The sequence below is a fragment of the Pseudomonas tehranensis genome (assembly GCF_014268615.1).
Lineage (GTDB): Bacteria > Pseudomonadota > Gammaproteobacteria > Pseudomonadales > Pseudomonadaceae > Aquipseudomonas > Aquipseudomonas tehranensis.
The window spans coordinates 1-24,913 of the sequence record NZ_JABWQV010000054.1; the positions used below are offsets into that span (position 1 = coordinate 1).

The following is a 24,913-nucleotide window of genomic DNA, read 5'->3' on the forward strand; positions in this document are numbered from 1 at the left end:
CTCGTCTATTCGACGAGCCGTTTTTTTATGACAACCCAATGCCGGTTTTCGCTGCGCATCAGCGCAGAATCAACACGGCGGCCACCGCTATCACCAACACCACCCCGAATACCATTCGGGCTATCCAAGGCGCCGTGAGCCAAACACCGGTAACTCCGGCAATTTGGCCAACATTCTTTTCTGTCAGGCGGAAACTTGGTTCCCGAAAGGGGTTACCGCACTGAGGGCAGGCGTAGGCCTTGTCGGAAATTCGGGAAGAGCATTCAGGGCAATCAATCAGGCTCATTACGCAACCTCGGGGTGAGTTGAATTTTGTATCTAAAAGACTGCTCACTTTCGTTTTTGTTCTGAGCCAATCTTAGCCGATGCGCGAGGATGAGCCAGCACTCAAAGAGCTATGAGCAACGGGTTGCCGACTGACCCGATTACTGCACAGGCTTCACCCGCTCCATCAGATCGTTCAACACATAGGTGTCCAGAAAAGCTTTCACCTCTGTGATCTGGCCATTCTTGAATGTCATGTGCCACATGTAAGAGTTGTTGTAGGGCTTGCGGTCAAGCGCCATGGCTTCACCCTTCCAGAGAACCACCACGACATCGTCCTCGGCCACAATGCTCTGGACGGTCGGGGAAATGGGCGTCGCCAGCCGAGCGGTGATGGGTCGTACGGCTCGTTCGATTAAATCCGTCTTGCTGTTGTACACACCGGAAACCGGGCTTGATCCAGATACGGTCCACGTTGCGTCGGGTGCCAGCAGATCGAAAACCGTGCCTTGGCCTTGCTGCCAGTTAGTAAACGCTTGGCGCACCAGGTCGGTATTGATGTTTTGATCAGCGGCTTGCGACGCTGAAACCGTGTTCGTTGAAAGCACCAAACACAGCGCGACAGCATGAAGGCGCACAGCCAAACTCATCCATGGGGTCATGATCTTCTTCTCACAACAATATCGTTGATAGGAACCTCTTCAAGAGGAACCTTAACGGCATGGGCGCGGAAGCTTTTGCTCGATGCTGCTGAGAGGTTGCCTGATGCTGCTTGGTGGAACGGCGCGGAGACCTGCGTCTGGTTCATGCGTGGTTGCCGCCAGCACGCGGGTATTCGCCCTCCGGTCCCATATCGTTCCCATATCGCCCTTTTTCAGACACCAAAAACCACAAACCCCCGACTTTCTCTAGGAAAATCAGGGGTTTGTGTTTTCAGAATGTGGCGGTGAAGGAGAGATTCGAACTCTCGATACAGTTTCCTGTATACACACTTTCCAGGCGTGCTCCTTAAGCCACTCGGACACTTCACCGTGTCTCGGCAAACTGTTCAGTCTGTCGAGGCGCGCTAATGTAGTCGAAAGCTTTTCCGATGGCAAAGGTTTTTTTCAGAATTTTCATGCGGTTAAGGTGATCGGGCATTTCAAACGCGGCGGAGCATGGCAAACCGGCCAATCTTCGGGTTTGTGCGCGCAGTGTTCTATGGAGCAAGGCGCGGGCGATGGGGCGGCCAGACGGTTTATGGGGGCTGGGGGCTGACCGGTGAGTCAGTCACGGCGCTTTACCTGGCCTGCGGCGGTGGGTAACGTCTGCGTCACTTCTCTTACAAGGAATAGCGCCATGAGCGACCTGATTGCCTACCATCTCGAAGACGGTATCGCGACCCTGACCTTGAACAACGGCAAGGTCAATGCCATCTCGCCGGATGTGATCGCCGCGTTCAACACTGCGCTGGATCAGGCTGTGGCGGATCGGGCGGTGGTGATCATTACCGGGCAACCGGGGATTTTGTCCGGTGGTTACGATTTGAAGGTAATGACCGCCGGTCCCAAGGAAGCGGTGAGTTTGGTCACGGCCGGCTCGACCCTGGCCCGTCGCCTGTTGTCGCACCCCTTCCCTGTTGTTGTCGCGTGCCCTGGGCATGCAGTGGCCAAGGGTGCGTTCCTGCTGCTGTCGGCGGATTACCGCATCGGTGTCGATGGACCGTTCAGCATTGGCTTGAACGAGGTGCAGATCGGCATGACCATGCACCACGCCGGTATCGAGCTGGCCCGTGATCGCCTGCGCAAATCCGCGTTTCATCGCTCGGTGATCAATGGCGAGATGTTCAACCCGCAGAGCGCTGTGGATGCCGGCTTCCTCGACAAGGTGGTGTCGACCGATGAACTGCAAGGTGCGGCGCTGGAGGCGGCGCGTCAGTTGAAAAAAATCAACATGACCGCCCACAAGAACACCAAGCTGAAAGTGCGCAAGGCCCTGCTGGAGACGCTGGACAGTGCAATCCTGCTGGATCAGGAGCACATGGGTTAACCCTCCACAGGATAAAACGAAAAGCCCGACTTCAGCGTCGGGCTTTTTCTTACGCGCGTCGTTTAAAAAACGACAACCGCTCTAGCCTGCTTCTGACACGCTAATCGGAAACATGCGCTCAAACATCGCCCATCTCCTACCTCTATAGCGGCAATTGCCGAAAACAGTGCACATCCGTACACTGCGCCACCTTTTGTCCCGATGGGGCCTGTAGATGCTCTTTGTATTGCGTATGTTGTTGATGGGTCTGCATTTTGTGCTGGCGGGTGTGCTCGGGGTGATCCTGGGGCTGTGTCGGCCGTTCAATCCAGACAACAGCCGTTTATGCGCCAGGCTGTATGCGTGGCCCGCCATGTGCATTTTGCGTCTGCGGGTGAAGGCCGAGGTCGACACGCTGGTAAACAAGTCCCAGAGCTGCGTGATCATTGCCAACCACCAATCCAACTATGACCTATTCGTGTTCGGCAACGTCGTGCCCTACCGCACCGTGTGCATCGGTAAGAAAAGCCTGAAGTGGGTGCCGTTGTTCGGGCAATTGTTCTGGCTGGCGGGCAATGTGCTGATCGACCGAGGGAACGCGATCAAGGCGCGCCAGTCGATGTTGACCACTACTCATACGTTGCAGCATGAGGACACATCGATCTGGGTGTTCCCGGAGGGCACGCGCAATCTCGGCGAGGATCTGCTGCCCTTCAAGAAAGGTGCTTTCCAGATGGCGATCGCCGCCGGGGTGCCGATTATTCCAGTGTGCGTCAGCAGTTACATCAAGCACATGCGCCTCAATCGCTGGCGCAGCGGTGACATTCTCATACGCTCGCTGCCAGCGATTCCTACAGCAGGATTGAGCCTGGATGACATGCCCCGGCTCATCGCCCAATGCCGTGAGCAAATGCGCGAGTGCATCGCGGCGATGGACCGGCAGGTGCAGGCTGTTTGACGACTCAGTTAAAACAATAGCCAGCCGGGCACAGAAGCCCGATCGACTCTGTTACCTGCATGGCATTTGACTCTACCGGCGAACTCGGCGGATTTTGCTGACTCTCAAGCAGCAAGGCACACTAAGCTACAGATTGCCTGCCACTGCCATTTTCCAAGAAGAAGTGAACCACCATCATGGGTAGAGTCGTTGCTGCTGCGGTTTACAGCGCCGGTAAGAAAGTCACCAACATCACCCTCGACGAAGGCAGCGCCTGGGCAGCCAAACCAGGTCATTTTGTGTGGATCGGCCTTGAAGAGCCCAGCACCCAGGAGCTGACCAATCTGCAGCGCCAATTCAACCTGCATGAGTTGGCGATTGAAGACGCGATGGAAAAGCACAGCCGCCCCAAGCTGGAGACCTTTGGCGATGCGCTGTTTATCGTCACGTATTCGCCGGTGCGCAGGGATGGCAAGCTGCAGTTCATCGAGACGCATATCTTCGCCGGCAACGGCTACATCATCACCGCCCGCAATGGCCACTCGGCGTCCTACGCCCACGTGCGACAGCGCTGCGAGGCGCGGCCCATTCTGCTGGAGCACGGGGAAGATTTCGTTCTCTATGCCATCCTGGATTTCGTCATTGAAAACTACCAGCCGGTGGGTGAAGCCATCCATGCCGAGATCGATGAGCTGGAGCGCAACGTACTGTGCAGTGCCCTGAACGAGCGGGATATTCAGAACTTGCACAGCTTGCGCCGTGACGTATTACGCCTGCGTCGTTATGCAGCACCGATGGTGGAAATCAGCGAAGAACTGCAAAGACTGGACTTTCCCTTCATCGACAAAAACATGAGTCCGTATTTCCGCGATGTGCAGATTCATGTCACGCGGCAAATGGAAGACCTGGCGACGTTGGCGGACATCGCCAGCCAGACCATTGAAATCGGCGTGCTGCTCGAAGCGTCGCGCCAGAGCGTGGTGCAGCGCAAGTTCGCCGCATGGGCGGCGATCCTGGCGTTCCCCACAGCGGTCGCCGGCATCTATGGGATGAACTTCGAGAACATGCCGGAATTGACCTGGCACTACGGGTATTTTCTGGTGCTTGGGTTTATTGCGGTGGGCTGTACCGCGTTGTGGGGGAGCTTCAAGCGATCGGGGTGGTTGTAGACGGCTTGTATGCCGTTGAGGCTGGGGTGACATTCATCGCGAGCAGGCTCGCTCCCACACTTGATCGTCTGCCTATCAAGTATGGGAGGCGATGGTGTTTTAGTCTTGGGCCGCTGCGGTCTCAGGCTTGTGCGCAACGAAACGCATCATCCATTCAGCCACTGTGGTGCCGTGATGCGCGTGTTCAAGGCTGGCCATGCCTTGGCTGTAGATCTGCTCGCCCAGGTGTTGCTGGCGAATCTCCAGCAGCGCCCGGGAATAATCGTGGATGAATTCCGGGTGGCCCTGGAAGCACAGCACCTGATCGTTGATGTGGTAGGCCGCGAACGGGCAAAAATCGCTGGACGCGATCACCGTGGCGTTTTCCGGCAGTTCGGTGACCTGATCCTGATGACTGATCAGCAGGGTCAGCTCTTCCATCACCGGGCTCATCCACGGCGCCTTGGCCGCGAGCTTGTAGCGGTGTGTCCCCACGCCCCAGCCCTGGCTCGCACGCTCGGCCTTGCCGCCCAGCAACAGCGCCAGAAGTTGATGACCGAAGCATACGCCCAGCAACTTGTCGCCGCGCTGGTAGCGCTCCAGCAGGAAGGTCTTGAGGGTTTCAATCCAGGGATCGGTGCCGAAGGAATCGGCTTTGCTGCCGGTCACCAGATAAGCGTCGAACACCTCATCGTCGTTGGGGTATTGCCCCTGCATCACGTTATACACAATGAACTGAGCCGCGACGGGCTGTTGTGAAAACAGGCGCTGGAACATCTGCCCGTAACCCTGATATTGGTCGATCAGTTCCGGACGCAGGATATCGGTTTCCAAAATGCAGATGCGCAACGACATAAAAAATACCTGACACGATGATGGGAATATTGCACACCCTGAGCGTGCCTTGAAACACCGTCCCAAGGCAAGCCCCTTCCCCTGCCAGTCAGAACCGTTCTTGCCGGGCGGCTTTCTCCAGTAACAAGGCCGGCGGTGAAAAACGCTCGCCATACTGCTCGGCCAGGTACTGAGCGCGGGCGACAAAATCCAGCAGGCCGTACTGGTTGATGAACTGCAAGGCTCCGCCAGTCCAGGCGGCGAAACCGATACCGAAAATCGAACCGACGTTGGCGTCCGCCGTGGAGGTGAGCACGCCCTCCTCCACGCAGCGCACGGTTTCCAGGGCCTGGATGAACAGCAGGCGATCGCGGATGTCCTGTGGCGAAATCTGCCCGTCAGCATTCTCGAAACGATTCTTGAGCTCCGGCCACAGATGTTTCTGCCCGTCGGCCGGATACTCGTAGAAACCGGCCCCGGCTGCTTTGCCTGGCCGCTTGTATTCGTTGAGCAGCAAGTCAATCACGGCGAACGCCGGGTGCTCGGTCGGTGTTTTCCCTTCCGCTTGCAGGTCCTTGGCGGTTTGCACGCGGATATGGCTCATCAAGCTGAGGGACACTTCGTCAGAGATTGCCAGAGGCCCCACTGGCATGCCGGCCTTGCGCGCCTCGGTCTCGATCATCGGCGCGCTCACGCCCTCACCCAGCATGGCGATGCCTTCGTTAGTAAAGGTGCCGAATACCCGGGAAGTGAAGAAGCCTCGACTGTCGTTGACCACAATCGGCGTCTTGTTGATTTGCAGAACGAAATCGAAAGCGCGTGCCAGGGTTTCGTCGCTGGTGCGGGCGCCCTTGATGATTTCCACCAAGGGCATTTTTTCCACCGGGCTGAAGAAATGCAGGCCGATGAACTTCGTCTGATCCGGTACAGCCGTCGCCAGGCCGGTAATGGGCAGGGTCGAGGTGTTGGAGGCGATCACCGCGTCCACCCCAACAACCGCTTGGGCAGCGGCTGTGACACTGGCTTTCAGGGCGCGGTCTTCAAACACCGCCTCAATGACCAGATCGCAACCGGCCAGGTCCGCGTCGCTGTCAGTGGTTTGAATCCGCGCCAGCGTGGCTTCGCGCTGCTCGGCGGTGAGCTGCCTGCGGGCGACCTTCTTATCCAGCAGCGCCGCCGCACGAGCCTTGCCCTTCTCGGCGGCGGCAAGGCTGACATCCTTGAGCACCACCGCAATGCCGGCCATAGCGCTGACGTAGGCGATACCAGCCCCCATCATGCCGGCGCCGAGTACCCCGACTTTTTGCGTCAGATAAGGTGCAAAGCCCTGGGGGCGCGAACCGCCGGCCTTGATTTCGTTGAGCTGGAACCAGAACGTGCCGATCAGGTTCTTGGCCACCTGGCCAGTGGTCAGCTCAGTGAAGTAGCGGGTTTCGATCACGTGGGCGGTGTCGAAATCCACCTGGGCACCTTCCACTGCCGCGCAGAGAATTTTCTCCGGCGCGGGCAGGCAACCCTGGGTCTTGTCGCGCAGGATCGAAGGGGCTATCGCCAGCATCTGCGCGACTTTCGGATGCGACGGTGTGCCCCCCGGAATCTGATAGCCCTTCGCGTCCCAAGGCTGAACCACGCTCGGGTTAGCCAGAATCCAGGCCCGGGACTTGTTCAGCAGGTCCTCGCGATCCGCCGCCAGCTCATCGATCAGACCGGCCTGCAGCGCCTGTTGCGGGCGTACCTTCTTGCCCTCGAGCAAATACGGCAAGGCTTTCTCCAAGCCAAGCAAGCGCACCATCCGCACCACCCCGCCGCCACCTGGCAACAGGCCCAGGGTGACTTCCGGCAGGCCAATCTGCACCGATGGATGATCCAGCGCCACACGATGATGGCAAGCCAGACAGATTTCCCAGCCGCCGCCCAGGGCCGCGCCATTGATCGCAGCCACCACCGGTTTTCCCAGGGTTTCCAGGGCACGCAGTTGCGCCTTGAGCCCGAGAACCATTTCATAGAATGCCTTGGCTTGGGGTTTCTCAACCTTGACCAATTCGTTGAGGTCGCCGCCAGCGAAGAAGGTTTTTTTGGCCGAGGTAATGATCACTCCGGCAATCGAGTCTTTTTCGGCAATCAACCGGGCGACGCAGGCGGCCATGGCCTCGCGGTACGTCGCATTCATGGTGTTGGCGCTCTGGCCTGGCATGTCCAGGGTCAGGACGACAATCTGATCCGGGCCGGTTTCGTAGCGGATGGCATCGCTCATCAAAAGTATTCCTTGAAGTCGGGGCTCAGAGACGTTCGATAACGGTGGCAATGCCCATGCCGCCGCCGACACACAGCGTCGCCAGGCCATAGCGCAGGCGACGCGCCTCCAGCTCATCGAGCAAAGTGCCGAGGATTGCGCAGCCTGTAGCCCCCAAAGGATGCCCCATGGCGATGGAGCCGCCGTTGACGTTGACCTTGGCGGGGTCGATGGCCATGTCCTTGATGAACTTGAGCACCACTGAGGCGAACGCTTCGTTGACTTCGAACAGGTCGATGTCCTCCACCCGCAGCCCCGCCTTGACCAGAGCCTTGCGGGTAGCTGGCGCCGGGCCGGTGAGCATGATGGTCGGATCGGTGCTGGTGACCGCCGTGGCGACAATCCGCGCCCGCGGTTGCAGCCCCAGGGCTTGCCCCTTGGCTTCGGAGCCGATCAGCATCAGCGCCGCCCCATCGACGATGCCGGAACTGTTGCCCGGCGTGTGGACATGGTTGATCCGTTCCACATGGCTGTAGACCCGCAGCGCCGTGGCGTCGAAACCCATCTGGCCCATGGCTTCGAAACTCGGCTTGAGCTTGCCCAGGCCCTCCAGGGTCGAGTCAGCACGGATGAATTCGTCGTGATCCAGCAGCACGATGCCATTTTGGTCCCGCACCGCCACCAGGGATTTGTTGAACGAACCGTCGGCCCGGGCCCGGGCGGCCTTTTGCTGGGAGTGCAGCGCGAAAGCATCGACGTCCTCGCGGCTGAAGCCCTCCAGGGTGGCGATCAGGTCGGCACCGATGCCCTGAGGCGTGAAGTGGCCCTGCAGGTTGGATTGGGGGTCGAGCGCCCAAGCGCCGCCGTCGCTGCCCATGGGCACGCGCGACATGGATTCGACACCGCCGGCCACCACCAAGTCCTCGAACCCGGAGCGCACTTTCATGGCCGCCAGGTTTACCGCTTCCAGGCCCGAGGCACAGAACCGGTTGAGCTGCACGCCTGCCACGCTGACATCCCAGTCGGCGATCAGCGCGGCGGTCTTGGCGATGTCGGCGCCCTGATCACCGATCGGCGTCACGCAACCGAGCACGATATCGTCAACCTGACTGGTGTCCAGGCCCATGCGCTGCTGCAGGGCAGTGAGCAGGCCGCCCACCAGGTTCACCGGTTTGACGCTGTGCAGAGCGCCATCGGCCTTGCCCTTGCCACGGGGGGTGCGTAATGCATCAAAAATCAAAGCTTCGGTCATGACATCCTCAAACCACTGGGGCAATGCAATGGCTCCAACCATAAGCCCAGCGGCCCGAGATTCAATGACCGCAGTGCTCAACGACGTTGACGGCCACGCTCAGACGAACGGTAGCCTGCTATCGGGTTAACCGATTCAGGTGAGCAAAGTGTCTAGCAAAAGGGCCTTCACGAAGGTGGCACTAGGCCTCATATCATTTTAAGAGCGGATAGCAGCAAACTAATACGAATTGGATCTAAACCAAGGCGGCTGCGGCCCCTAATGTAATCCTTGTACAAGATAGTCGTCGGGTTTTGCCGAGGCGCTTGTCAGACAGGAAGTGCAACGCCAGCCGCCAGGAGATATTCAGGCTGGCCTCAGGAAATAACAAAAAGGCGGGTCAGCCATGTTCAAACATTCGAAAGTTCGCCAAGCCGGACTCATCCTCTTCGCCACGACGTTGCTGTTGATTGTGCCGAATATCACCAAGATGATCGGCTGAATCCTGCGCGCGGGCGCCTGTATCATCGGCAAGCGCTATCGCTTGTATCGCCAAAAAATGTGACAGGCTCGTTGTTCGAGTCGCAGTAGCTGTGCCAACCTTTGCGGCACTCCTTCGACATGGAAGACGATCCTCGTGAAAGCTCTCATTGTGTTCGGGGCGCTGCTGCTCAGCACGCCCTTGTTTGCCGCGCAGCTGGTGCTGGAGCTGGGCACGACTGCCCGCACCTGGCAGACCGAAGAACTGCTCCAGCACCCTGAGGCCCGAACGATTCAGATCGCTGAAGACGTTTCCTACAAAAAGCCGATGAGTTATCGCGCCGTGCCGCTGACCGCGTTGTTGACCGGGGTACGCCCCGACGACCATCTCCAGGCCGTGGCGCTGGACGGATTTGCCGCCGAATTGCCCGCGGCACCGTTACTCAACAGCACCGGTGCTCAGGCCTGGCTGGCGATTGAAGACCCGGCCCAACCCTGGCCCGCGCTGGGTGAAGGCAAGGGCAGCGCCGGGCCCTTCTATCTGGTCTGGACCCACCCTCAGGCAGGTCACATCAGCCCCGAACAATGGCCGTACGCGGTGGCGACCATCAAGCGCCTGTCAGCGGTAGCCGAGCGCTTCCCTGCCCTGTTGCCAGCGCCCACGGTGACTCAGGATGACCCGGTCTATAAGGGCTTTGAACTGTTCCAGAAAAACTGCCTGGCATGCCATCGACTCAACGGCGCAGGCGACGCGCAGTTTGGCCCGGACCTGAACATCCCTTTCAATCCTACCGAGTACTTTTCCGGGGATTTCCTCAAGCGCTATATCCGCGACCCACAAAGTCTGCGGCGCTGGCCCCAAGGGAAGATGCCGGGGTTCTCGGCCACGGTATTGCCGGATGCGGAGCTGGAGCTGCTGGTGGGATATCTCAAGCATATGGCGGGGCGTAAACAGCCGTTGACCCCATGAGTCAGCTCTGTGGGTGAGGTGATTTTGTGGGAGCACACCTATGAAAACGGCCGACACATAGGTCAGCCGTTGCTCGGGTTGCGTGAATGAACGATCAGGCGTGCAGGCGCCGTATTTCCTGTTTGACACCCCAACCTTCGATGATGCCACCCAAAGGCTCCACCACGGCCTCGAAGTTTTGTTCGAAGTCTCCAATGTCATCGTAGGTGGCGTACATCACCCGGCTCAACTCCAATGACCAGGCCCCGTCGTCCCGAGGGCTGATCTGTGCATTCAATGACTCACCCCGAAATTGACCTGCCGCCCTGCGCGCCCGCTCCTCATCCGGGAAAATGGCGTAGAACTCGATGGGATGGAATTGTGAGAAATCGAAACCGCCTTCTTTCATGCGGCGAAGCACACTGGTGCTGATGTCTTCTTGATAGGCTGTGCTCATGAAACGTCCTCCTCAAACCGATGGATAGACTTTCCGTCTTCCCGTGCGGGCAACCCCCTGGGCTGCAGCGATACGGCATCAAATGACCGTCGGGACACAAGCATGTAGCTGACAAGACCGGACCTAAGCGATCCTTTCGCTGATCTCAATTGCAGAGTAGCTGTAAGTCGTGGTCGCTGCCAAGCGGGGCCAGGCAGTGAACTTCATGAAATCGGTGTAATGCTGATGATTTCGATACTGTGCTGGGATTTGAGACTCTTGACCGTAGGGTCTTCGGTGCGACCCTCCAGGTCATTGAGATCAAGCTTGGCGGGTACTGGAAGCAGCTTTTGGCGAATCAATTGCGCAGCCTGCTCCATGGTGGGCTCCTGGTCATAGTCGAACTGCTCGGCGATGGCTTCGCCGTGATCATCAACGAAAGTGATTTCCCACTTTTGCATCGGTGTCTCCTCGATCAATTCAGGGCCTGGCTTACCTTTATCTCGACATTGAGGGTTGAACAATCGTTCCGCTCAGTCGGTGGACGGCAGGCATGAAAAAACCGCCTCATGGGCGGTTTTTTCAAGCAGCGCCAGCGATTATTTCTCGGCACGTTCTTTCAAGGCTTTCAACGTATTGAGCGGCGCATCCACTACGAACTTGTTGGCCAGCCAGGAAGGAACATCGCCACCTGGTTCGGTGTGGACCTGATAGATCACTTCGATCTGGCCGGCGTCCTTGGGCGTGAATTTCCAGAAGCCTTCGACCTGAGTGACCCGTACAAAACCCTTTTTTTCCGGCAGGTAGGTTGGCACGCCTTTGAGGTTGCGGGTCAGGCTGCCATCGGCACCTTTGACGGTGGTCACTTGCAACACCGAGTCCCGCGGGGTAACCGGCCAGGGCGTGTTGAACTGGGTGTAGGTCCAGCTCTGGTCGCCTTCATGCTTGAGCAGCTCCTGGCTCTCGCATTCGTGAATCCAGGCACAGGCAGCCGAAACATCTTCCTGAAGAGCTTGCAGCTTGGCCATGGTGGTTTTCATGACGGTCACGCCTTGGTAGGCCTTGTACTTGGAACCGGCCACTTCACTGAGGGAAACCTTGATGCCGTCCTCTTCCTTGGCGACTTTCCAGTCTTCTGCCTGGGCGGTAGCCGTTGCCAGCAGCACGGTCAAACCACACAACACAGCCATACGATGCAGCGAACCCATAGTTTTTTTCCTTGTTATCGAAGTTCCGAACTGGCCCATTACGCTGCCGTGATTTGCTCCCACCAACCGATCAGCCGGATGGCGTCTTCAGTGCTGTTGCCGCAAACCTCGATATCGGCCCCAAACGCCGAGCACACTATCGGCCGCTCCGGCTGGCCAAAGATCCGGCACAGGTTATCGACTGACAGCTGCACGCAACGTTCGCCCGCCGGTTTGCCGTGGGGCATGCCAGGAATCGGCGAACTGATGGAAGGGGCGATGCAGCAGGCGCCACAGCCCTCGCGGCATTTCATGACGACAACATCCTCACGACAAGTAATGATTGGTAACAGAACACAGAGTAACGGCTAAAACACTCGTTTTAAATTACCGTCCGTGTGTTTTTTCTTTTACGCCAGGATGACCATACAGTCAGCGACGAGATGGGAGGATTACTGCTTGAATTCGAAATCCAACGCCGCACCTTCGACTTCATTGCGCTCTTGATTGCGCAAAGGCAATTGCATTTCATTGCTCAGCAAGCGGCCATTGAGTTGAAACGGTCCCGGTTTTTCCCCAAACATGGAGGGCAACAAAGGCTCACGCTTGGGTAACGGCACCGCACCCGGAGGCTGCAGATCTTCAACCATGTCTTGAGGCAGGCTCAAATCCAGCTTGGCCGGCGGTAACCGGGTCTTGGCGACCTCACGGGCAGACTTGCTCTTGGAGGCGACCGGGGCACGTTTTTTCTTCGCTGCTGCGGCTTTTTTAGCGGGGGCTTTTTTAACCACTGCCGGTTTTTTCTTCGACGCGTTTTTAGTGGCGCTGGCGGCCGGCTTCTCCTGCGCCGACGCAGCCACGACACCTTCCGAAGGGAAGGCAGTCAACAGGCCGATCAAAACCCAGGCGGCAGGAGCAATGGCTTTCATAGACACTACGGCACTTACGGCAGAGATCCCCATGCTCGCCTGTTAATCAGCCGCTGACAAGCACATCAGGTGGGGGCCGCCAGTTTCTATCAAAAACCGCTGGCGGTCTCCTGGCACAGTTGGGTGGCCAGCAGGCCTAGCGTCATCAAGGCCCGTTCGGCCTCGCGGTTCCAAGGCGTACCGCAATTGAGGCGGATGCAATGGTTGAACTGTTCGGTGTTACTGAAAATCAGCCCTGGCGCAATGCTGATACCTTGCTGCAGCGCCCGTACATGCAACTCCTGGGTGTTGACCCGTCCCGGCAGGCTGACCCATAGAATGAAGCCTCCAGTGGGACGGCTCATTTGCGTACCTTCGGGAAAGTATTGCTGCACTGCCAACTGAAAGGCACTGAGGTTTTTGCGGTACTCCTGGCGGATATAACGCAAGTGCCGATCATAGCCGCCATTTTCCAGGTACGCCGCAATGCCCATTTGCGTGACGCTGCATGCCGAGTGCGTGCTGAAGGTCTGGAGCCGTTGGATTTCCTGCTGGAATTTACCGGCGATCATCCAGCCAATGCGCACGCCCGGTGACAACGTCTTGGAAAAACTCGAACAGTAAATGACCCGGTCCAACCGGTCATAGGCCTTGAGCGCCTTGGTGCGTCCTTGCTCGAACATCAACTCGCCATAAATATCGTCTTCGACGACTTGGATGTCGAAATCCGAGGCCAGGCGCAACAGTTGTTTTTGCCGCTCCTCGGGCATCGTCCCGCCGAGGGGGTTGCTCAAACGCGTGGTCAGCACCAGCGCCTTGATCGACCACTGGTTGGCCGCCAGTTGCAGGGCTTCCAGGCTCATGCCAGTGACCGGGTCGCTGGGGATCTCGATGACCTTGAGGCCCAACAGATCCGCCAGTTGCAGCAAGCCGTAGTAGGTCGGCGATTCGGCGGCGATCAGGTCTCCTGGCCGGGTCAGCACTCGCAAGGACATTTGCAGGGCATCCACGCAACCGTGAGTGATCACCACCTCGGAGGGATCCACCACGACCCCGGCATCGCGCATGCGAATCGCCACCTGACGCCGTAAGGGTTCAAAGCCCGGGCTGAACATGTAACTGAACGCCCGCGGGCTGTGGAAGCGCGTGACCTTGGCCAATTGCTGGTGCAGCGCCCGTACAGGCAGGTAGTCGACGCTCGGCACCGCCGCGCCCAGGGGAAATACCCCTTCGCGGCGCGACTCAACCAACACCTGCTGGATGATGCTGCTGCGCGTGACCAGCCCCGGACGCTCTACCCGCGCGATGTCCGGCGTCGGCGCCGTCAGAGCCGGGGTTTGATGCACGTAATAACCGGACTGCGGCCGCGCGCGGATCAGCCCCTGATCTTCAAGGTTGGCGTAGGCCTGCAGCACCGTCGCATGGCTGACGTTGAGCTGCGAGCTCATCTTGCGCACCGAAGGCACACGTTCACCGGGCTGATACACACCGCGCCGGATGTCTTCAGCCAGTTGTTGGGCAATACGTTGATAGAGCAAGAGGTTGGTCATGACGCAGCACTCGATTTCACGGGCATTTTATTTTTGTGACAGATAATACCGGAACAGTTTAGAAGTGTACTGGGACAGTTGCCAGATTACTCGACCCTACAGGGCAGTGACAGCCCCAACTGTTACTCATGAATGACTGATTCGCAGGCCCAAAAAAACCCGGCGCCTCTGAAGGGGCCGGGTTTTCCAGCAACGCAACCCTTAGCGGGCGGCGCCGAGCTGGCCTTTCTCGTCGGAGAACACAATTTCAACCCGACGGTTCTGTGCCCGACCACGCTCGGAAGCGTTGACGTCGACCGGGAACTCATCCCCGTAGCCTTCGACCTGAATGCGCTTTTCGTCGATCCCCAAGTCCACCAGCACGTCCGCCACCGCCTGGGCCCGGTTACGGGACAGCTTGAGGTTTTCCTGCTTGCCGCCGGTGCTGTCGGTGTAACCTTCGATGCGCACCACACGCTTGGGGTTGAGCTGCAAGAATTGCACGATCTTGAGCACAACCCGGTTGGCCGAGTTCTTCAACTGCGCCTGGCCGGTGTCGAACAGCACGTCACCGAGCGTCATCACCAGGCCGCGATCGGTCTGGGTGGTCGCCATCGCCATGATCTGCTCTTCCAGCCACTTGCCCTGTTGCTGGACACTCAGCAACTTGGACTCGCGCAGGGCCAGTTGCAGACGCTGGCGTTCCAGTTCGAGCTTCGCCGCGCGCTCCTCATTGAGCACCTGATTGCTGTGCTCACGGGCAATCTCACTGTAACGCTGGCTCAGATAGGCGTAATGCAGCACATCCTCGCTGCTACCCCAGTAGCTGGACAAACGATCGGCCCGGGCCAGGGATTCGCCGGCGCGGATGACGTCCTTGGGCGCGGCTCGCAATACGTTGGAGTCTTCCTTGACCTTCTGGAAGTCGGCACCTGCTTTTTCCAGCGCCACGTCGCTGCGCTGACCCGCGCAACCGTACAAGCTGGCCAGGCCCGCGAGAATCAGGCCGCCAAATACTTGGGACTGCTTCATTGGGCATCATCTCTCAACTGTTTGCGCAAGCGCTCGATGCGGGTGTTAAGCACGTTCAGATGTTCCTCGCCCTTGAGGGTCAGCACCTTCGCTTCGGCCAGGCGTGCATCCAATTCGGCTTGCTCAGCGCGCATGCGGGCCTTCTTGAACGACTCATCGGCCATGTTGGACTTGGCGCGGGCGAACTTTTCTTCGGCGAGTTTCAACTCGGGCACTTCTTCGGATGTGGCGCCCACGGCGCGGGCTTGCTCCAGCGCCTGTTCGGTCAGGCGAATCTGTTCATTCGGCGCCGGATCGGCTGCGCAACCCGCCAGAGCCAGTACGGCCAGGGCAGCGAAAAGAGGTCGAATAGTCACTAATGTTCCCTACTGTTTTGGGGCACCAACAGGTGGCTGCAACTGTGTTTTCCAACGCTCGATATTGCGCTGCAACACAGCCTCCGTCAGGCCGGACGCGGCCAATTCTGTCATCTTTTGCGCCAGCTGTCCGCGCAACCATGGGTCATTGCAGGCGGAGTTATGGGAAACCGCGAGGAACAGCCCCGGGGCATCCACCGGTTGCGGCGCGGCCTGCAGGTCATTGGCCATGCCCAATGTCTGGGCCATCGCCAGGCCCGAGTAACGCCCTGCCAGGACATACTCCACCTCCCCCAGCAGCAGTTTCTGAAAGGCTTCAGTCAGGTTGGGGGTACGGGTCAGGGACAATTGCTGCTCGGCAAACACGCCAAAGGCCTGGGTCATTCGCGCCTTTTGCGACAATGCCCCGGGATGCCCCTGAAGGTCCTCGGGCTGAGTGATGACCAGTGTCGAATCCTTGCGAGTCCACACCAGGTAATCGTTCTCCAGCAGGGGCGGATGAACGTAGTCCAGGGTTTCAAGCCCGCTGGTTGTCAGCGCGGCGTCGACGAGCAGGTCCATGCGTCCGCTGCGCACTTCGTCCAGTGCCTGGGCACGCTTGCCGGCATAGAGCAATTCGATCTTGATCCCCAGCTCCGTCGCCACTTGCGCCAGCAGGTCGGCGCTGGCGCCGATCAGGTGCTTGGGGTCCTGGGGGTCTTGCCATAAGTAGGGCGGCGCATCCGGGCTACCGGTGGCGATCAGGCGTTCACATTTGCCGGCGGCTACAGACAGACTTGGCACGACGGCCAGCGCCCACAGCAACGACACGCCAGCCAAACGGCGAAGATCCATGGCGATATGCTCCCCTTGCAGTGACAACAACGTGCAGATAATAAAAAACCCGGCCAAAGGGCCGGGCTCTTTATAAGTGAAGACGCCGGATTAGACCAGCTTCTCCAGCTCAGGGATGGCTTCGAACAAGTCCGCTACCAGGCCATAGTCGGCCACCTGGAAGATCGGCGCTTCTTCGTCCTTGTTGATCGCGACGATCACCTTGGAGTCTTTCATGCCGGCCAGGTGCTGGATCGCGCCGGAGATACCGACGGCGATGTACAGCTGTGGCGCAACGATCTTGCCGGTCTGGCCGACCTGCATGTCGTTGGGTACAAAACCTGCGTCGACCGCGGCGCGGGAAGCACCGACGGCTGCGCCCAGCTTGTCGGCCAGGGCGTACAGGTGCTTGAAGTTGTCACCGTTCTGCATGCCACGCCCGCCCGAAACGACGATCTTGGCAGCGGTCAGTTCCGGACGATCGGACTTGGCCAGTTCTTCGTTGACGAAGCTGGAGATACCGGCGTCGTGGGCAGCGCCTACGGCTTCAACGGCAGCCGAACCACCTTCTGCGGCAACCGGGTCGAAACCGGTGGCACGGACGGTGATGACCTTGACCGCAGCATTGGACTGCACGGTAGCAATGGCGTTACCGGCATAGATCGGACGCTTGAAGGTGTCGGCACTTTCCACCGAGATGATCTCGGAGATCTGGTCGACGTCCAGCGCAGCGGCAACGCGCGGCAGGATGTTTTTGCCGTTGGACGTGGCGGCAGCCAGGATGTGGCTGTAACCCTTGCCCAGCTCAGCGACGAGAGGAGCAACGTTTTCCGGCAACTGGTGCGCGTAAGCGGCATTGTCAGCGTTCAGGACTTTGCTCACGCCCGCGATTTTCGCAGCCGCTTCAGCCACGGCGCCAGCGCCCTGCCCAGCTACCAGGACGTGGACATCGCCACCGATCTTGACAGCGGCAGCAACAGTGTTCAGCGTGGCCGGAGCCAGCACTTTGTTGTCGTGTTCAGCGATTACCAAGATAGTCATAATTAGATTACCTTCGCTTCGTTTTTCAGTTTCTCGACCAGTTCAGCCACCGACTTGACCTTGATGCCCGCGCTGCGTGCAGCCGGCGCTTCGACTTTGAGGGTCTTGTTGGTGGAGGCGGTGGAAACGCCCAAAGCGTCCGGAGTCAGCACTTCAAGCGGCTTCTTCTTGGCTTTCATGATGTTTGGCAGGGACGCATAACGCGGCTCGTTCAAACGCAGGTCGGTGGTGACGATGGCCGGCAGTTTCAGGGAAACTGTCTGCGCGCCGCCGTCGATTTCGCGCGTCACGGCAACGCTGTCGCCGGACACTTCAACCTTGGACGCGAACGTACCCTGACCGTAGCCGCTCAATGCCGCGAGCATCTGGCCGGTCTGGTTGTTGTCGCTGTCGATGGCCTGCTTGCCGAGGATCACAAGCGATGGCTGTTCCTTGTCGACCACAGCCTTGAGCAGCTTGGCCACGGCCAGGGAAGTCAGGTCTTCGGCGGATTCGACGAGGATGGCACGATCAGCACCCAGCGCCAGCGCGGTACGCAGTTGCTCCTGGGCAGTGGTCGGGCCGATGGAGACGACGACGATCTCAGTCGCCACGCCTTTTTCTTTCAGGCGTACGGCTTCTTCTACGGCGATTTCGCAGAAAGGGTTCATCGACATCTTGACGTTGGCGAGGTCGACGCCGGAGTTGTCCGCCTTGACGCGAACCTTGACGTTATAGTCGACCACTCGTTTGACAGCTACAAGAACCTTCATGGATTCCTCGTTACTCTCCGGTGAAAAGAAAGTCGCCTAGGCGAACCTGGCGGTTGATGCTCATGGGCGCAAGGGCACCTCTAAAAACGCCGGCATGAACCACACATGACCTTGCTCACGGGAGTGAAGACCGTTCGTCAGTGATGACCGACAAGTCATTCATTATCGCGGCGTGTAAACTGCGCGTCCGAACCACGCAATACGTCACTTTGTGCTGCCTTCGCCCTGTCTTTAGAGGTGCTCTTGGAACCAACAGTCAGCCTACGGCGAGCGCAAAACCGCCCGTATCTTGACCGGAACGCCCATTCCGGTCAATACGGCAAAATGGTCAGTCATAAGCCGTACGTCAGTGATTTATCTGGCCTGCGGCTATTTCAAACAAACGTTTGTATTGGACCCTGAGAGTGGTGTAGATATAATGCGCCGCTTAAGAGAGAAGCGCGGGTCATTCATTGCCGCTTTCGTCGATTTCGCGAAGCAGATCGTGGATGCAACGCCAAACCTCCAATTAGAAAAAACTGTTGAGCCTTGAGTAGGAGATAGCCTGTGGAACGCGAATACATGGAATTCGACGTGGTCATCGTCGGTGCCGGCCCCGCTGGCCTGTCTGCCGCTTGCCGACTGAAACAGAAGGCCGCCGAAGCCGGTAAGGAAATCAGCGTCTGCGTGGTCGAAAAAGGCTCCGAAGTCGGTGCGCACATTCTCTCCGGTGCGGTATTCGAACCCCGCGCCCTGAACGAACTGTTCCCGGACTGGAAAGAACTCGGGGCACCGTTGAACACGCCCGTCGTGCGCGATGACATTTATGTCCTGAGAAACGCCGAGACCGCGAGCAAAATCCCTGACTTCTTTGTGCCCAAGACCATGCACAACGAAGGCAACTATATTATTTCCCTGGGCAACCTGTGCCGCTGGCTGGCCCAGCAGGCCGAGAACCTGGGCGTGGAAATCTACCCGGGCTTCGCCGCCCAGGAAGCGCTGTTCGACGAAAATGGCGTCGTACGCGGGATCATTACCGGCGACCTCGGTGTGGACCGTGAAGGCAAGCCGAAGGAAGGCCTCTACACCCCTGGCATGGAGCTGCGTGGCAAATACACGCTGTTCGCCGAAGGCTGCCGTGGTCATATCGGCAAGCAACTGATCAAGCGCTTCAACCTGGACAGCGACGCCGACGCCCAGCACTACGGCATCGGCCTGAAGGAAATCTGGGAAATCGACCCGGCCAAGCATCAACCGGGCCTGGTGGTGCACACCGCCGGTTGGCCGCTGGACATCATGGGCACCGAAAATACCGGGGGCTCTTTCCTTTATCACCTGGAAAACAACCAGGTGGTCGTCGGCCTGATCGTCGACCTGTCCTACAGCAACACTTTCCTGTCGCCGTTCGACGAGTTCCAGCGCCTCAAGCATCACCCGGTGCTCAAGCAGTACCTGGAAGGCGGCAAGCGCGTCAGCTACGGTGCTCGTGCTATCTGCAAGGGCGGCCTGAACTCGCTGCCGAAAATGGTCTTCAAGGGCGGCGCGCTGATCGGTTGCGACCTCGGCACCCTGAACTTCGCCAAGATCAAAGGCAGCCACACCGCCATGAAGTCCGGCATGCTCGCCGCCGAGGCGGTGGCCGATCGCCTGTTCGCCGAATCCGAAGGCGGTGATGAACTGACTGCTTACGTCGACAGCTTCAAGAACAGCTGGCTGTATGAAGAGCTGTTCGCCAGTCGTAACTTCGGCCCAGCGATCCACAAGTACGGCGCCATCATCGGCGGCGGCTTCAACTGGCTCGACCAGAACATCTTCGCCGGCAAGCTGCCGTTCACCTTGCATGACACCAAACCGGACTACGCCTGCCTGAAACTGGCGGCTGACTGCAAGAAGATCGACTACCCGAAACCGGACGGCAAGCTCAGCTTCGACAAACTCAGCTCGGTGTTCATCTCCGGTACCAACCATGAAGAAGAACAGCCCTGCCACCTGAAACTGACCGATCCGAGCATCCCGATCAGCAAGAACCTGCCGCTGTATGACGAACCGGCCCAACGCTATTGCCCGGCCGGGGTGTACGAAGTGGTGACCAAGGAAGACGGCGAGAAACGCTTCCAGATCAACGCCCAGAACTGCGTTCACTGCAAGACCTGCGACATCAAGGACCCTGCACAGAACATCACCTGGGTTTCGCCGGAAGGCGCCGGCGGGCCGACTTACCCGAACATGTAAGCCGATTCGCTGAACATCAAGGCTCCCGACATGGGGGCCTTTTTGTTGCCTGCGATTTCAAGAACCACCACGGTCCAAAATGTGGGAGCGGACTTGCTCGCGAAGGCGTCGTGTCAGTCACCAAAAATACTGATAGATAAACCGCTTTCGCGAGCAAGCCCGCTCCCACAGGGGGATCTGCGCGGGATCAAGCGGCGCGCTCTTCCCCGGGACTGCGCTCAAAGTAACGCTTGTACTCCCGGCTGAACTGCGACGAACTCTGATACCCCACCTGGTGCGCAACCTGGGCCACGCCCATGCCCTCGATCAGCAGCAACCGCTGAGCCTTGAGCAGACGCAGGCGCTTGAGGTACTGCACCGGTGACAACAGCGTGCTGCGTTTGAAATGTTCATGGAAGGTCGAAGCACTCATGTTCGCGCAACTGGCCAGCGTCTCGACGTTCAACGGCTCGGTGAAATGCGCGTGCAGATGGCTCAGTGCAGCGGCAATCCGGGCAAACTGGCCTTGCTGCTCCACCAGCGCGCGCAGTACGTCGGCCTGGGGCCCGCGCAAGACGACAAACAGCAATTCCCGCAGTCGCGCCTGGCCCATGACCTGACACTCCAACGGATCGTGCAAGCAGTGCAACAGCCGTTCGACACACCCTCGCATAGCACCATCGAGCGTGGCGATGGTCATGGACTCCGGCGTCTGCGCCGCCAGGCTTCGCCCCGGCGTCAACCCCATGGCCAGCACCAGCTCCCCCAACATCGCCCGATCAATCGCCACGGAAATCCCGAGCAACGGAGCATCGGGCAGGGCATAGGTTTCGCATTCGAACGGCACCGGCAACGCCTGGATCAGGTAATGCCCAGCGCCGTACTCCAGTGTGCGAGGTCCCAGGTAAGCCAGTTTGCTGCCTTGGGCAATGATCACCAGGCTTGGCTCGTAGAGCTGCGGACCTCGGGCGATGTCCTGGCTGCACCGCAGGACTTGTACGCCAGGCAGCGGCGTAGGAACAAAACCGTCACGGGTCGCCAGGGGTTCGATCAGCGAAACCAGCGCCGCGTTGGCATCGAGATGGCGGGTCAACATCATGAGAAAAACTTCGCGAAAAAAGGGATGAAAACATCATCGCAGGTCTGACGCCTGGCAGTATCAAACCATAGCCAACGTCGGAGGAATAGGCATGACATCCGTAGAAATCGCCATCGCCCCAAACCGGCAGGACTCGCAAAATGGACCCTCTCACCGTTCACAGCCAAGCGAGGTCCATTATGTACACTGCTATCGGATATGCCGCCCAATCGGCCACCACTCCCCTCGCCCCGATGAAGTTCGAACGCCGCAGCCCGCGAGCCGACGATGTGGCGATCGACATTCTCTACTGCGGCGTCTGCCATTCCGACATCCACCAGGCCCGCAATGAATGGGGTATTGCCGTTTATCCGTTGATGCCCGGCCATGAGATCGTCGGAAAAGTCACCGCCGTCGGTGCGAATGTCACACGCTATAAGATCGGCGACCTGGTGGGCGTTGGCTGCATGGTCGACTCCTGCCGCGAGTGCGAAGCCTGTCGCGCTGACCTGGAACAATACTGCTATCAGGGCATGACGCAAACCTACGCCAGCCCGGACCGTGTGAGCGGCGGCCACACCATGGGCGGTTATTCCAACAGCATCGTGGTCAGCGAGCACTTCGTGCTGCGCATCCCGGAAACCCTCGATCCGGCCGGCGCCGCGCCGATTCTCTGTGCCGGCATCACCACCTATTCGCCCCTCAAGCACTATGGCGTGAAGGCCGGCGACAAGGTTGGCGTGCTGGGTATGGGCGGCCTCGGCCACATGGGCATCAAGTTCGCCAAGGCCATGGGCGCAGAAGTGACGCTGTTCACCCGCTCGGCGAGCAAGGCTGACGAGGCCCGTCGCCAGGGCGCCGACCATGTGATCGTGTCCACCGACGCCGAGCAGATGGCCGCTGCCGCCGGTCATTTCAACTTCCTGCTGGACACCATTCCGGTGCAGCACGACCTCAACCCCTACCTCAGTACCCTGCGGTTCGACGGTGTACACATCCTGGTGGGCCTGGTCGAGCCGATCGATCCGCCAGTCCATGCGGCCAACTTGATCATGGGCCGTCGGGTCCTGGCCGGTTCGTTGATCGGCGGTGTTGCCGAAACCCAGGAAGTGCTGGATTTCTGCGCCGAACACAACATCAGCTGCGACATTGAAATGCTCGACATCCGCCAGATCAACGAGGCCTACAGCCGCATGATCGCAGGCGACGTGAAGTATCGCTTCGTCATCGACATGGCAACGCTCAAAGCCTGACGCTCGTCAGACCTTCGCGCCAAGTTCGGCCGACAGCCGGGCTGTGACCCCTTTGACCAGGGGAATCAGCTCGGCCATTTTTTCCAGCGGCATATACGGTACGGTGCTGGCGATGCTGATACCGGCGACGATACGCTTGCCGGCGTCTCGGATCGGCGCCGCCACACAACGAATCGACGGTTCGTTGTCTTCCAGATCGAAGGCATAACCACCCGCTACATACTCCACCATCCGCTGCTGGAACTGCTCCCAGGATTGCTCCTGATGCTGAGGCCAGAACTGATTCTTCCCACCCGCCGGCAAGCTGATTTCATACAGCCTTTTCCATTGTTCCTGAGAGTCATCGAGCATCAGCGCCTTACCGATCCCGGTACGCGCCAGCGGCATGCGATGGCCCACGCGCGAACGCATTTCCGGGCCATTGCGCCCCGGATTTTTCAGCAGGTACAACACCTCGTCACCCTCGCGTATCGCAAGGTGAACCGTGTCACCGGTAAGCGCCGACAACTCGTCCAGATACGGCCCTGCCAGACTCACCAGCGGCAACTCTTCCCGGGCCTGAAAACCCAGCTCGATCAGCTTCGGCCCCAACAGATAACCCACTTGCGGCACCACGCGCAGGTAGCGTTCATCCACCAGGCAACTGGCCAGGCGATGGGTGGTGCTGCGGGTGGTGCCGATCAACCGGGCGATTTCCTTCAAGTCACGGGCACCGCTGGCGACCGCCTGGACCACTCCCAGACCACGCAGCAGTGTCTGGGTGCCAGTGGGCGCCGCGTCCTTGGTGATTTTTGGATCGTCTTGCTGCATAGCCGGCCTTCAACAGTGAGCGGGGAACGGGCGGCATTATGGTCGCCCGCCCCGTCGGACTACAACTCGATGCGCTCGACCTTCCCCACCAGCAGGATGTAGGACAGCGCGCCAATCAACGCCAGCACGGCAATATAGGTGATGGCCGGGGCAAACGAATCGCCGCTGGCGAGAAAACCGATGACGATGGGCGTGGCAATGGCCGCCAGGTTACCGATGAAATTGAACACCCCGCCCGTCAACCCGAGCAACCGCGCGGGCGCCAAGGTCGACACCAGCGACCAGGTGATCGACGCCAGGCCATTGCCGAAAAATGCCAGGGCCAGGAAAGCGATCACCAGCGGTGTCGACTCAACAAAGTTGGCGCCGATGATCGCCGTAGAGATCAGCAGCCCGCCGATGATCGGCAGCTTGCGGGCAAACCCCACCGTGGAACCGCGACGGATCAACCAGTCGGAGAAGAACCCGGAACACAACACACCGACAAACGCAGCGAGGAACGGCAACGACGCCAGCAGGCCGGACTTGATGAAGTCCATGCCGCGATATTTCACCAGGTAGGTCGGGAACCACGTCAGAAAAAACCACAATGTGGAATTCAAGCAGAACTGGCCCAGGTAGATGCCCCACAACTTGCGCTGGGTCAGGACGATCCCCAGGTCGGCCCAACTGAACTTGGCCTTGGCTGTATCGGCTTGTATATCCACCAACCCGCCGCCTTCGCGGATCAGTTCGATCTCGGCGGCGTTGACCCCTTTGAAATCCCGCGGTTCGCGATACACCGCGTACCAGATCACCGCCCAGAGAATGCCCACCGCACCCGTGGCGACAAACACCATGTGCCAACCGAAAGCATGTTGCAGCCACGCCAATACCGGCGTCAGGAAGGCCAGCCCGACGAACTGCCCGGACGTGTAGAAACCGATGGCCGTAGCCCGTTCACGCTCAGGAAACCAAGTGGTGACCACGCGGCTATTGATTGGGTAGGCCGGTGCTTCCAAGGCCCCCACCGCCATGCGCAGGACGAACAACGCGATGAAGCTGGCGGCAAAACCGAGCATCACCGTGGCCACCGACCACAACAACAGTGCAACGCTATACAGAATACGCGGGGGCACCCGGTCCACCAGCCAGCCACCCGGGATCTGCATGGCGGCGTAGGTCCAGCCGAACGCCGAGAAAATCAGCCCGACGTGGATCGGGTCGATGCCCAGCTCACTGGTCAGCGCGGGGGCGGCGATTGAGAGGTTGCTGCGGTCCAGGTAGTTGATCACCACGGTGATGAACAGCAGGACCATGATGAAAAAACGCTTGCGGCTGGGCGTCACCAACGACGCTTGCGCGCTCAGGGTGTGCGCTTGCATGTGAGTGCCTCTTTTTTATATTTGTCGAATACGGCAAGGATTGAGCAAGACCCTGTGGGAGCAAGGCTTGCCCGCGATGCA

At 59.2% G+C, this 24,913-nt stretch carries 26 protein-coding genes and 1 tRNA gene; 7 read left to right on the plus strand and 20 right to left on the minus strand.

The window, feature by feature from the left end; translation table 11 throughout:
* Positions 1 to 224: hypothetical protein (locus HU811_RS27425; protein WP_225248421.1), on the plus strand; the 224-nt coding region annotated here is incomplete at its 5' end.
* Between the two features lie 201 nt (positions 225 to 425).
* On the opposite strand, the gene HU811_RS11345 is transcribed toward HU811_RS27425, so the two are convergent.
* From HU811_RS11345 to HU811_RS11355, 3 genes are all read right to left on the minus strand, one after another.
* Positions 426 to 926, minus strand: coding sequence for a nuclear transport factor 2 family protein (locus tag HU811_RS11345; protein ID WP_225248422.1), 501 nt, complete (start codon positions 924 to 926; stop codon positions 426 to 428).
* A complete protein-coding gene (locus HU811_RS11350) occupies positions 923 to 1,072 on the minus strand; it encodes a hypothetical protein (protein ID WP_186655902.1) in 150 nt (49 codons plus the stop codon). Before HU811_RS11350 ends, HU811_RS11345 begins: the two co-directional genes overlap by 4 nt.
* Before the next feature lie 133 nt (positions 1,073 to 1,205).
* Positions 1,206 to 1,295, minus strand: a tRNA-Ser gene (locus HU811_RS11355).
* Between the two features lie 307 nt (positions 1,296 to 1,602).
* Here HU811_RS11355 and HU811_RS11360 point away from each other — a divergent pair.
* From HU811_RS11360 to HU811_RS11370, 3 genes are all read left to right on the plus strand, one after another.
* Positions 1,603 to 2,292 (plus strand): crotonase/enoyl-CoA hydratase family protein, encoded by a 690-nt coding sequence (locus HU811_RS11360; RefSeq protein ID WP_092458773.1) that lies wholly within the window; start codon positions 1,603 to 1,605, stop codon positions 2,290 to 2,292.
* Between the two features lie 214 nt (positions 2,293 to 2,506).
* Positions 2,507 to 3,229 (plus strand): 1-acylglycerol-3-phosphate O-acyltransferase, encoded by a 723-nt coding sequence (locus HU811_RS11365; protein WP_092458771.1) that lies wholly within the window; start codon positions 2,507 to 2,509, stop codon positions 3,227 to 3,229.
* A 176-nt stretch (positions 3,230 to 3,405) separates the two neighbouring features.
* On the plus strand, positions 3,406 to 4,377 hold the full coding sequence (locus tag HU811_RS11370; protein ID WP_092399965.1) for a magnesium and cobalt transport protein CorA: 972 nt from the start codon (positions 3,406 to 3,408) through the stop codon (positions 4,375 to 4,377).
* A 99-nt stretch (positions 4,378 to 4,476) separates the two neighbouring features.
* Here HU811_RS11370 and HU811_RS11375 read toward each other — a convergent pair whose 3' ends face one another.
* From HU811_RS11375 to HU811_RS11385, 3 genes are all read right to left on the minus strand, one after another.
* Positions 4,477 to 5,211, minus strand: a complete 735-nt coding sequence (locus tag HU811_RS11375; protein ID WP_186655903.1) for an amidotransferase — start codon at positions 5,209 to 5,211, stop codon at positions 4,477 to 4,479.
* Between the two features lie 88 nt (positions 5,212 to 5,299).
* Positions 5,300 to 7,444, minus strand: a complete 2,145-nt coding sequence (locus HU811_RS11380; protein WP_186655906.1) for a 3-hydroxyacyl-CoA dehydrogenase NAD-binding domain-containing protein — start codon at positions 7,442 to 7,444, stop codon at positions 5,300 to 5,302.
* A gap of 25 nt (positions 7,445 to 7,469) precedes the next feature.
* Positions 7,470 to 8,675 carry an acetyl-CoA C-acetyltransferase gene (locus HU811_RS11385; protein WP_092399971.1) on the minus strand — a complete coding sequence of 402 codons (1,206 nt, stop codon included), beginning with the start codon at positions 8,673 to 8,675 and terminating at the stop codon, positions 7,470 to 7,472.
* Positions 8,676 to 9,291: 616 nt separating this feature from the next.
* Between HU811_RS11385 and HU811_RS11390 the strand changes: the two genes are divergently transcribed.
* The gene (locus HU811_RS11390; protein WP_186655907.1) at positions 9,292 to 10,104 is read left to right on the plus strand and encodes a c-type cytochrome; all 813 of its coding nucleotides are present in this window, start codon (positions 9,292 to 9,294) and stop codon (positions 10,102 to 10,104) included.
* Between the two features lie 94 nt (positions 10,105 to 10,198).
* On the opposite strand, the gene HU811_RS11395 is transcribed toward HU811_RS11390, so the two are convergent.
* The 11 genes from HU811_RS11395 to HU811_RS11445 all read right to left on the minus strand — a co-directional run bounded on the left by HU811_RS11395 (position 10,199) and on the right by HU811_RS11445 (position 18,137).
* Positions 10,199 to 10,540, minus strand: coding sequence for a ribonuclease E inhibitor RraB (locus tag HU811_RS11395; protein WP_092399975.1), 342 nt, complete (start codon positions 10,538 to 10,540; stop codon positions 10,199 to 10,201).
* A gap of 203 nt (positions 10,541 to 10,743) precedes the next feature.
* Entirely contained in the window at positions 10,744 to 10,980 is a 237-nt protein-coding gene (locus HU811_RS11400) for a hypothetical protein (RefSeq protein WP_092399977.1), read from the minus strand.
* 138 nt (positions 10,981 to 11,118) lie between these two features.
* The gene (locus HU811_RS11405; protein WP_186655909.1) at positions 11,119 to 11,727 is read right to left on the minus strand and encodes an START domain-containing protein; all 609 of its coding nucleotides are present in this window, start codon (positions 11,725 to 11,727) and stop codon (positions 11,119 to 11,121) included.
* Positions 11,728 to 11,765: 38 nt separating this feature from the next.
* Positions 11,766 to 12,020, minus strand: coding sequence for a YkgJ family cysteine cluster protein (locus HU811_RS11410; RefSeq protein ID WP_092399981.1), 255 nt, complete (start codon positions 12,018 to 12,020; stop codon positions 11,766 to 11,768).
* A 138-nt stretch (positions 12,021 to 12,158) separates the two neighbouring features.
* Positions 12,159 to 12,635, minus strand: coding sequence for a translation initiation factor 2 (locus HU811_RS11415; RefSeq protein ID WP_186655912.1), 477 nt, complete (start codon positions 12,633 to 12,635; stop codon positions 12,159 to 12,161).
* Positions 12,636 to 12,724: 89 nt separating this feature from the next.
* Entirely contained in the window at positions 12,725 to 14,164 is a 1,440-nt protein-coding gene (locus HU811_RS11420) for an aminotransferase-like domain-containing protein (RefSeq protein ID WP_186655916.1), read from the minus strand.
* A 201-nt stretch (positions 14,165 to 14,365) separates the two neighbouring features.
* Complete coding sequence (locus HU811_RS11425; protein ID WP_186655919.1) at positions 14,366 to 15,175, minus strand: OmpA family protein; 810 nt, start codon at positions 15,173 to 15,175, stop codon at positions 14,366 to 14,368.
* The gene (locus tag HU811_RS11430; protein WP_139049474.1) at positions 15,172 to 15,531 is read right to left on the minus strand and encodes a DUF4398 domain-containing protein; all 360 of its coding nucleotides are present in this window, start codon (positions 15,529 to 15,531) and stop codon (positions 15,172 to 15,174) included. Before HU811_RS11430 ends, HU811_RS11425 begins: the two co-directional genes overlap by 4 nt.
* A gap of 9 nt (positions 15,532 to 15,540) precedes the next feature.
* Positions 15,541 to 16,365: a substrate-binding periplasmic protein gene (locus HU811_RS11435; protein WP_186655922.1), complete on the minus strand. Its 825-nt coding sequence runs from the start codon at positions 16,363 to 16,365 to the stop codon at positions 15,541 to 15,543.
* Between the two features lie 90 nt (positions 16,366 to 16,455).
* On the minus strand, positions 16,456 to 17,385 hold the full coding sequence (locus HU811_RS11440; protein WP_092399991.1) for an electron transfer flavoprotein subunit alpha/FixB family protein: 930 nt from the start codon (positions 17,383 to 17,385) through the stop codon (positions 16,456 to 16,458).
* A gap of 2 nt (positions 17,386 to 17,387) precedes the next feature.
* Positions 17,388 to 18,137: an electron transfer flavoprotein subunit beta/FixA family protein gene (locus tag HU811_RS11445; protein ID WP_014339477.1), complete on the minus strand. Its 750-nt coding sequence runs from the start codon at positions 18,135 to 18,137 to the stop codon at positions 17,388 to 17,390.
* Positions 18,138 to 18,683: 546 nt separating this feature from the next.
* On the opposite strand from HU811_RS11445, the gene HU811_RS11450 reads away from it, so the two are divergent.
* Positions 18,684 to 20,348, plus strand: a complete 1,665-nt coding sequence (locus HU811_RS11450; protein ID WP_092399993.1) for an electron transfer flavoprotein-ubiquinone oxidoreductase — start codon at positions 18,684 to 18,686, stop codon at positions 20,346 to 20,348.
* 187 nt (positions 20,349 to 20,535) lie between these two features.
* Here the strand turns inward: HU811_RS11450 and HU811_RS11455 are convergent, their stop codons facing one another.
* Positions 20,536 to 21,426, minus strand: coding sequence for an AraC family transcriptional regulator (locus HU811_RS11455; protein ID WP_186655925.1), 891 nt, complete (start codon positions 21,424 to 21,426; stop codon positions 20,536 to 20,538).
* Between the two features lie 179 nt (positions 21,427 to 21,605).
* Here HU811_RS11455 and HU811_RS11460 point away from each other — a divergent pair, with 179 nt between their 5' ends.
* The gene (locus tag HU811_RS11460) at positions 21,606 to 22,658 is read left to right on the plus strand and encodes an NAD(P)-dependent alcohol dehydrogenase (protein WP_186655928.1); all 1,053 of its coding nucleotides are present in this window, start codon (positions 21,606 to 21,608) and stop codon (positions 22,656 to 22,658) included.
* A 6-nt stretch (positions 22,659 to 22,664) separates the two neighbouring features.
* Here the strand turns inward: HU811_RS11460 and HU811_RS11465 are convergent, their stop codons facing one another.
* The gene (locus HU811_RS11465) at positions 22,665 to 23,468 is read right to left on the minus strand and encodes an IclR family transcriptional regulator (protein WP_013693986.1); all 804 of its coding nucleotides are present in this window, start codon (positions 23,466 to 23,468) and stop codon (positions 22,665 to 22,667) included.
* Positions 23,469 to 23,527: 59 nt separating this feature from the next.
* Positions 23,528 to 24,832 (minus strand): MFS transporter, encoded by a 1,305-nt coding sequence (locus HU811_RS11470; RefSeq protein ID WP_092458753.1) that lies wholly within the window; start codon positions 24,830 to 24,832, stop codon positions 23,528 to 23,530.
* Positions 24,833 to 24,913: the final 81 nt, after the last annotated feature.

Coding starts and splice junctions, on each gene's coding strand:
- HU811_RS11395 (WP_092399975.1), bottom strand. CDS start 10,540: ATGAGCACAGCCTATCAAGAAGACATCAGCACCAGTGTGCTTCGCCGC.
- HU811_RS11455 (WP_186655925.1), bottom strand. CDS start 21,426: ATGATGTTGACCCGCCATCTCGATGCCAACGCGGCGCTGGTTTCGCTG.
- HU811_RS11405 (WP_186655909.1), bottom strand. CDS start 11,727: ATGGGTTCGCTGCATCGTATGGCTGTGTTGTGTGGTTTGACCGTGCTG.
- HU811_RS11385 (WP_092399971.1), bottom strand. CDS start 8,675: ATGACCGAAGCTTTGATTTTTGATGCATTACGCACCCCCCGTGGCAAG.
- HU811_RS11400 (WP_092399977.1), bottom strand. CDS start 10,980: ATGCAAAAGTGGGAAATCACTTTCGTTGATGATCACGGCGAAGCCATC.
- HU811_RS11415 (WP_186655912.1), bottom strand. CDS start 12,635: ATGAAAGCCATTGCTCCTGCCGCCTGGGTTTTGATCGGCCTGTTGACT.
- HU811_RS11465 (WP_013693986.1), bottom strand. CDS start 23,468: ATGCAGCAAGACGATCCAAAAATCACCAAGGACGCGGCGCCCACTGGC.
- HU811_RS11410 (WP_092399981.1), bottom strand. CDS start 12,020: ATGAAATGCCGCGAGGGCTGTGGCGCCTGCTGCATCGCCCCTTCCATC.
- HU811_RS11350 (WP_186655902.1), bottom strand. CDS start 1,072: ATGAACCAGACGCAGGTCTCCGCGCCGTTCCACCAAGCAGCATCAGGC.
- HU811_RS11345 (WP_225248422.1), bottom strand. CDS start 926: ATGACCCCATGGATGAGTTTGGCTGTGCGCCTTCATGCTGTCGCGCTG.
- HU811_RS11435 (WP_186655922.1), bottom strand. CDS start 16,365: ATGGATCTTCGCCGTTTGGCTGGCGTGTCGTTGCTGTGGGCGCTGGCC.
- HU811_RS11470 (WP_092458753.1), bottom strand. CDS start 24,832: ATGCAAGCGCACACCCTGAGCGCGCAAGCGTCGTTGGTGACGCCCAGC.
- HU811_RS11425 (WP_186655919.1), bottom strand. CDS start 15,175: ATGAAGCAGTCCCAAGTATTTGGCGGCCTGATTCTCGCGGGCCTGGCC.
- HU811_RS11365 (WP_092458771.1), top strand. CDS start 2,507: ATGCTCTTTGTATTGCGTATGTTGTTGATGGGTCTGCATTTTGTGCTG.
- HU811_RS11375 (WP_186655903.1), bottom strand. CDS start 5,211: ATGTCGTTGCGCATCTGCATTTTGGAAACCGATATCCTGCGTCCGGAA.
- HU811_RS11445 (WP_014339477.1), bottom strand. CDS start 18,137: ATGAAGGTTCTTGTAGCTGTCAAACGAGTGGTCGACTATAACGTCAAG.
- HU811_RS11420 (WP_186655916.1), bottom strand. CDS start 14,164: ATGACCAACCTCTTGCTCTATCAACGTATTGCCCAACAACTGGCTGAA.
- HU811_RS11380 (WP_186655906.1), bottom strand. CDS start 7,444: ATGAGCGATGCCATCCGCTACGAAACCGGCCCGGATCAGATTGTCGTC.
- HU811_RS11440 (WP_092399991.1), bottom strand. CDS start 17,385: ATGACTATCTTGGTAATCGCTGAACACGACAACAAAGTGCTGGCTCCG.
- HU811_RS11360 (WP_092458773.1), top strand. CDS start 1,603: ATGAGCGACCTGATTGCCTACCATCTCGAAGACGGTATCGCGACCCTG.
- HU811_RS11460 (WP_186655928.1), top strand. CDS start 21,606: ATGTACACTGCTATCGGATATGCCGCCCAATCGGCCACCACTCCCCTC.
- HU811_RS11370 (WP_092399965.1), top strand. CDS start 3,406: ATGGGTAGAGTCGTTGCTGCTGCGGTTTACAGCGCCGGTAAGAAAGTC.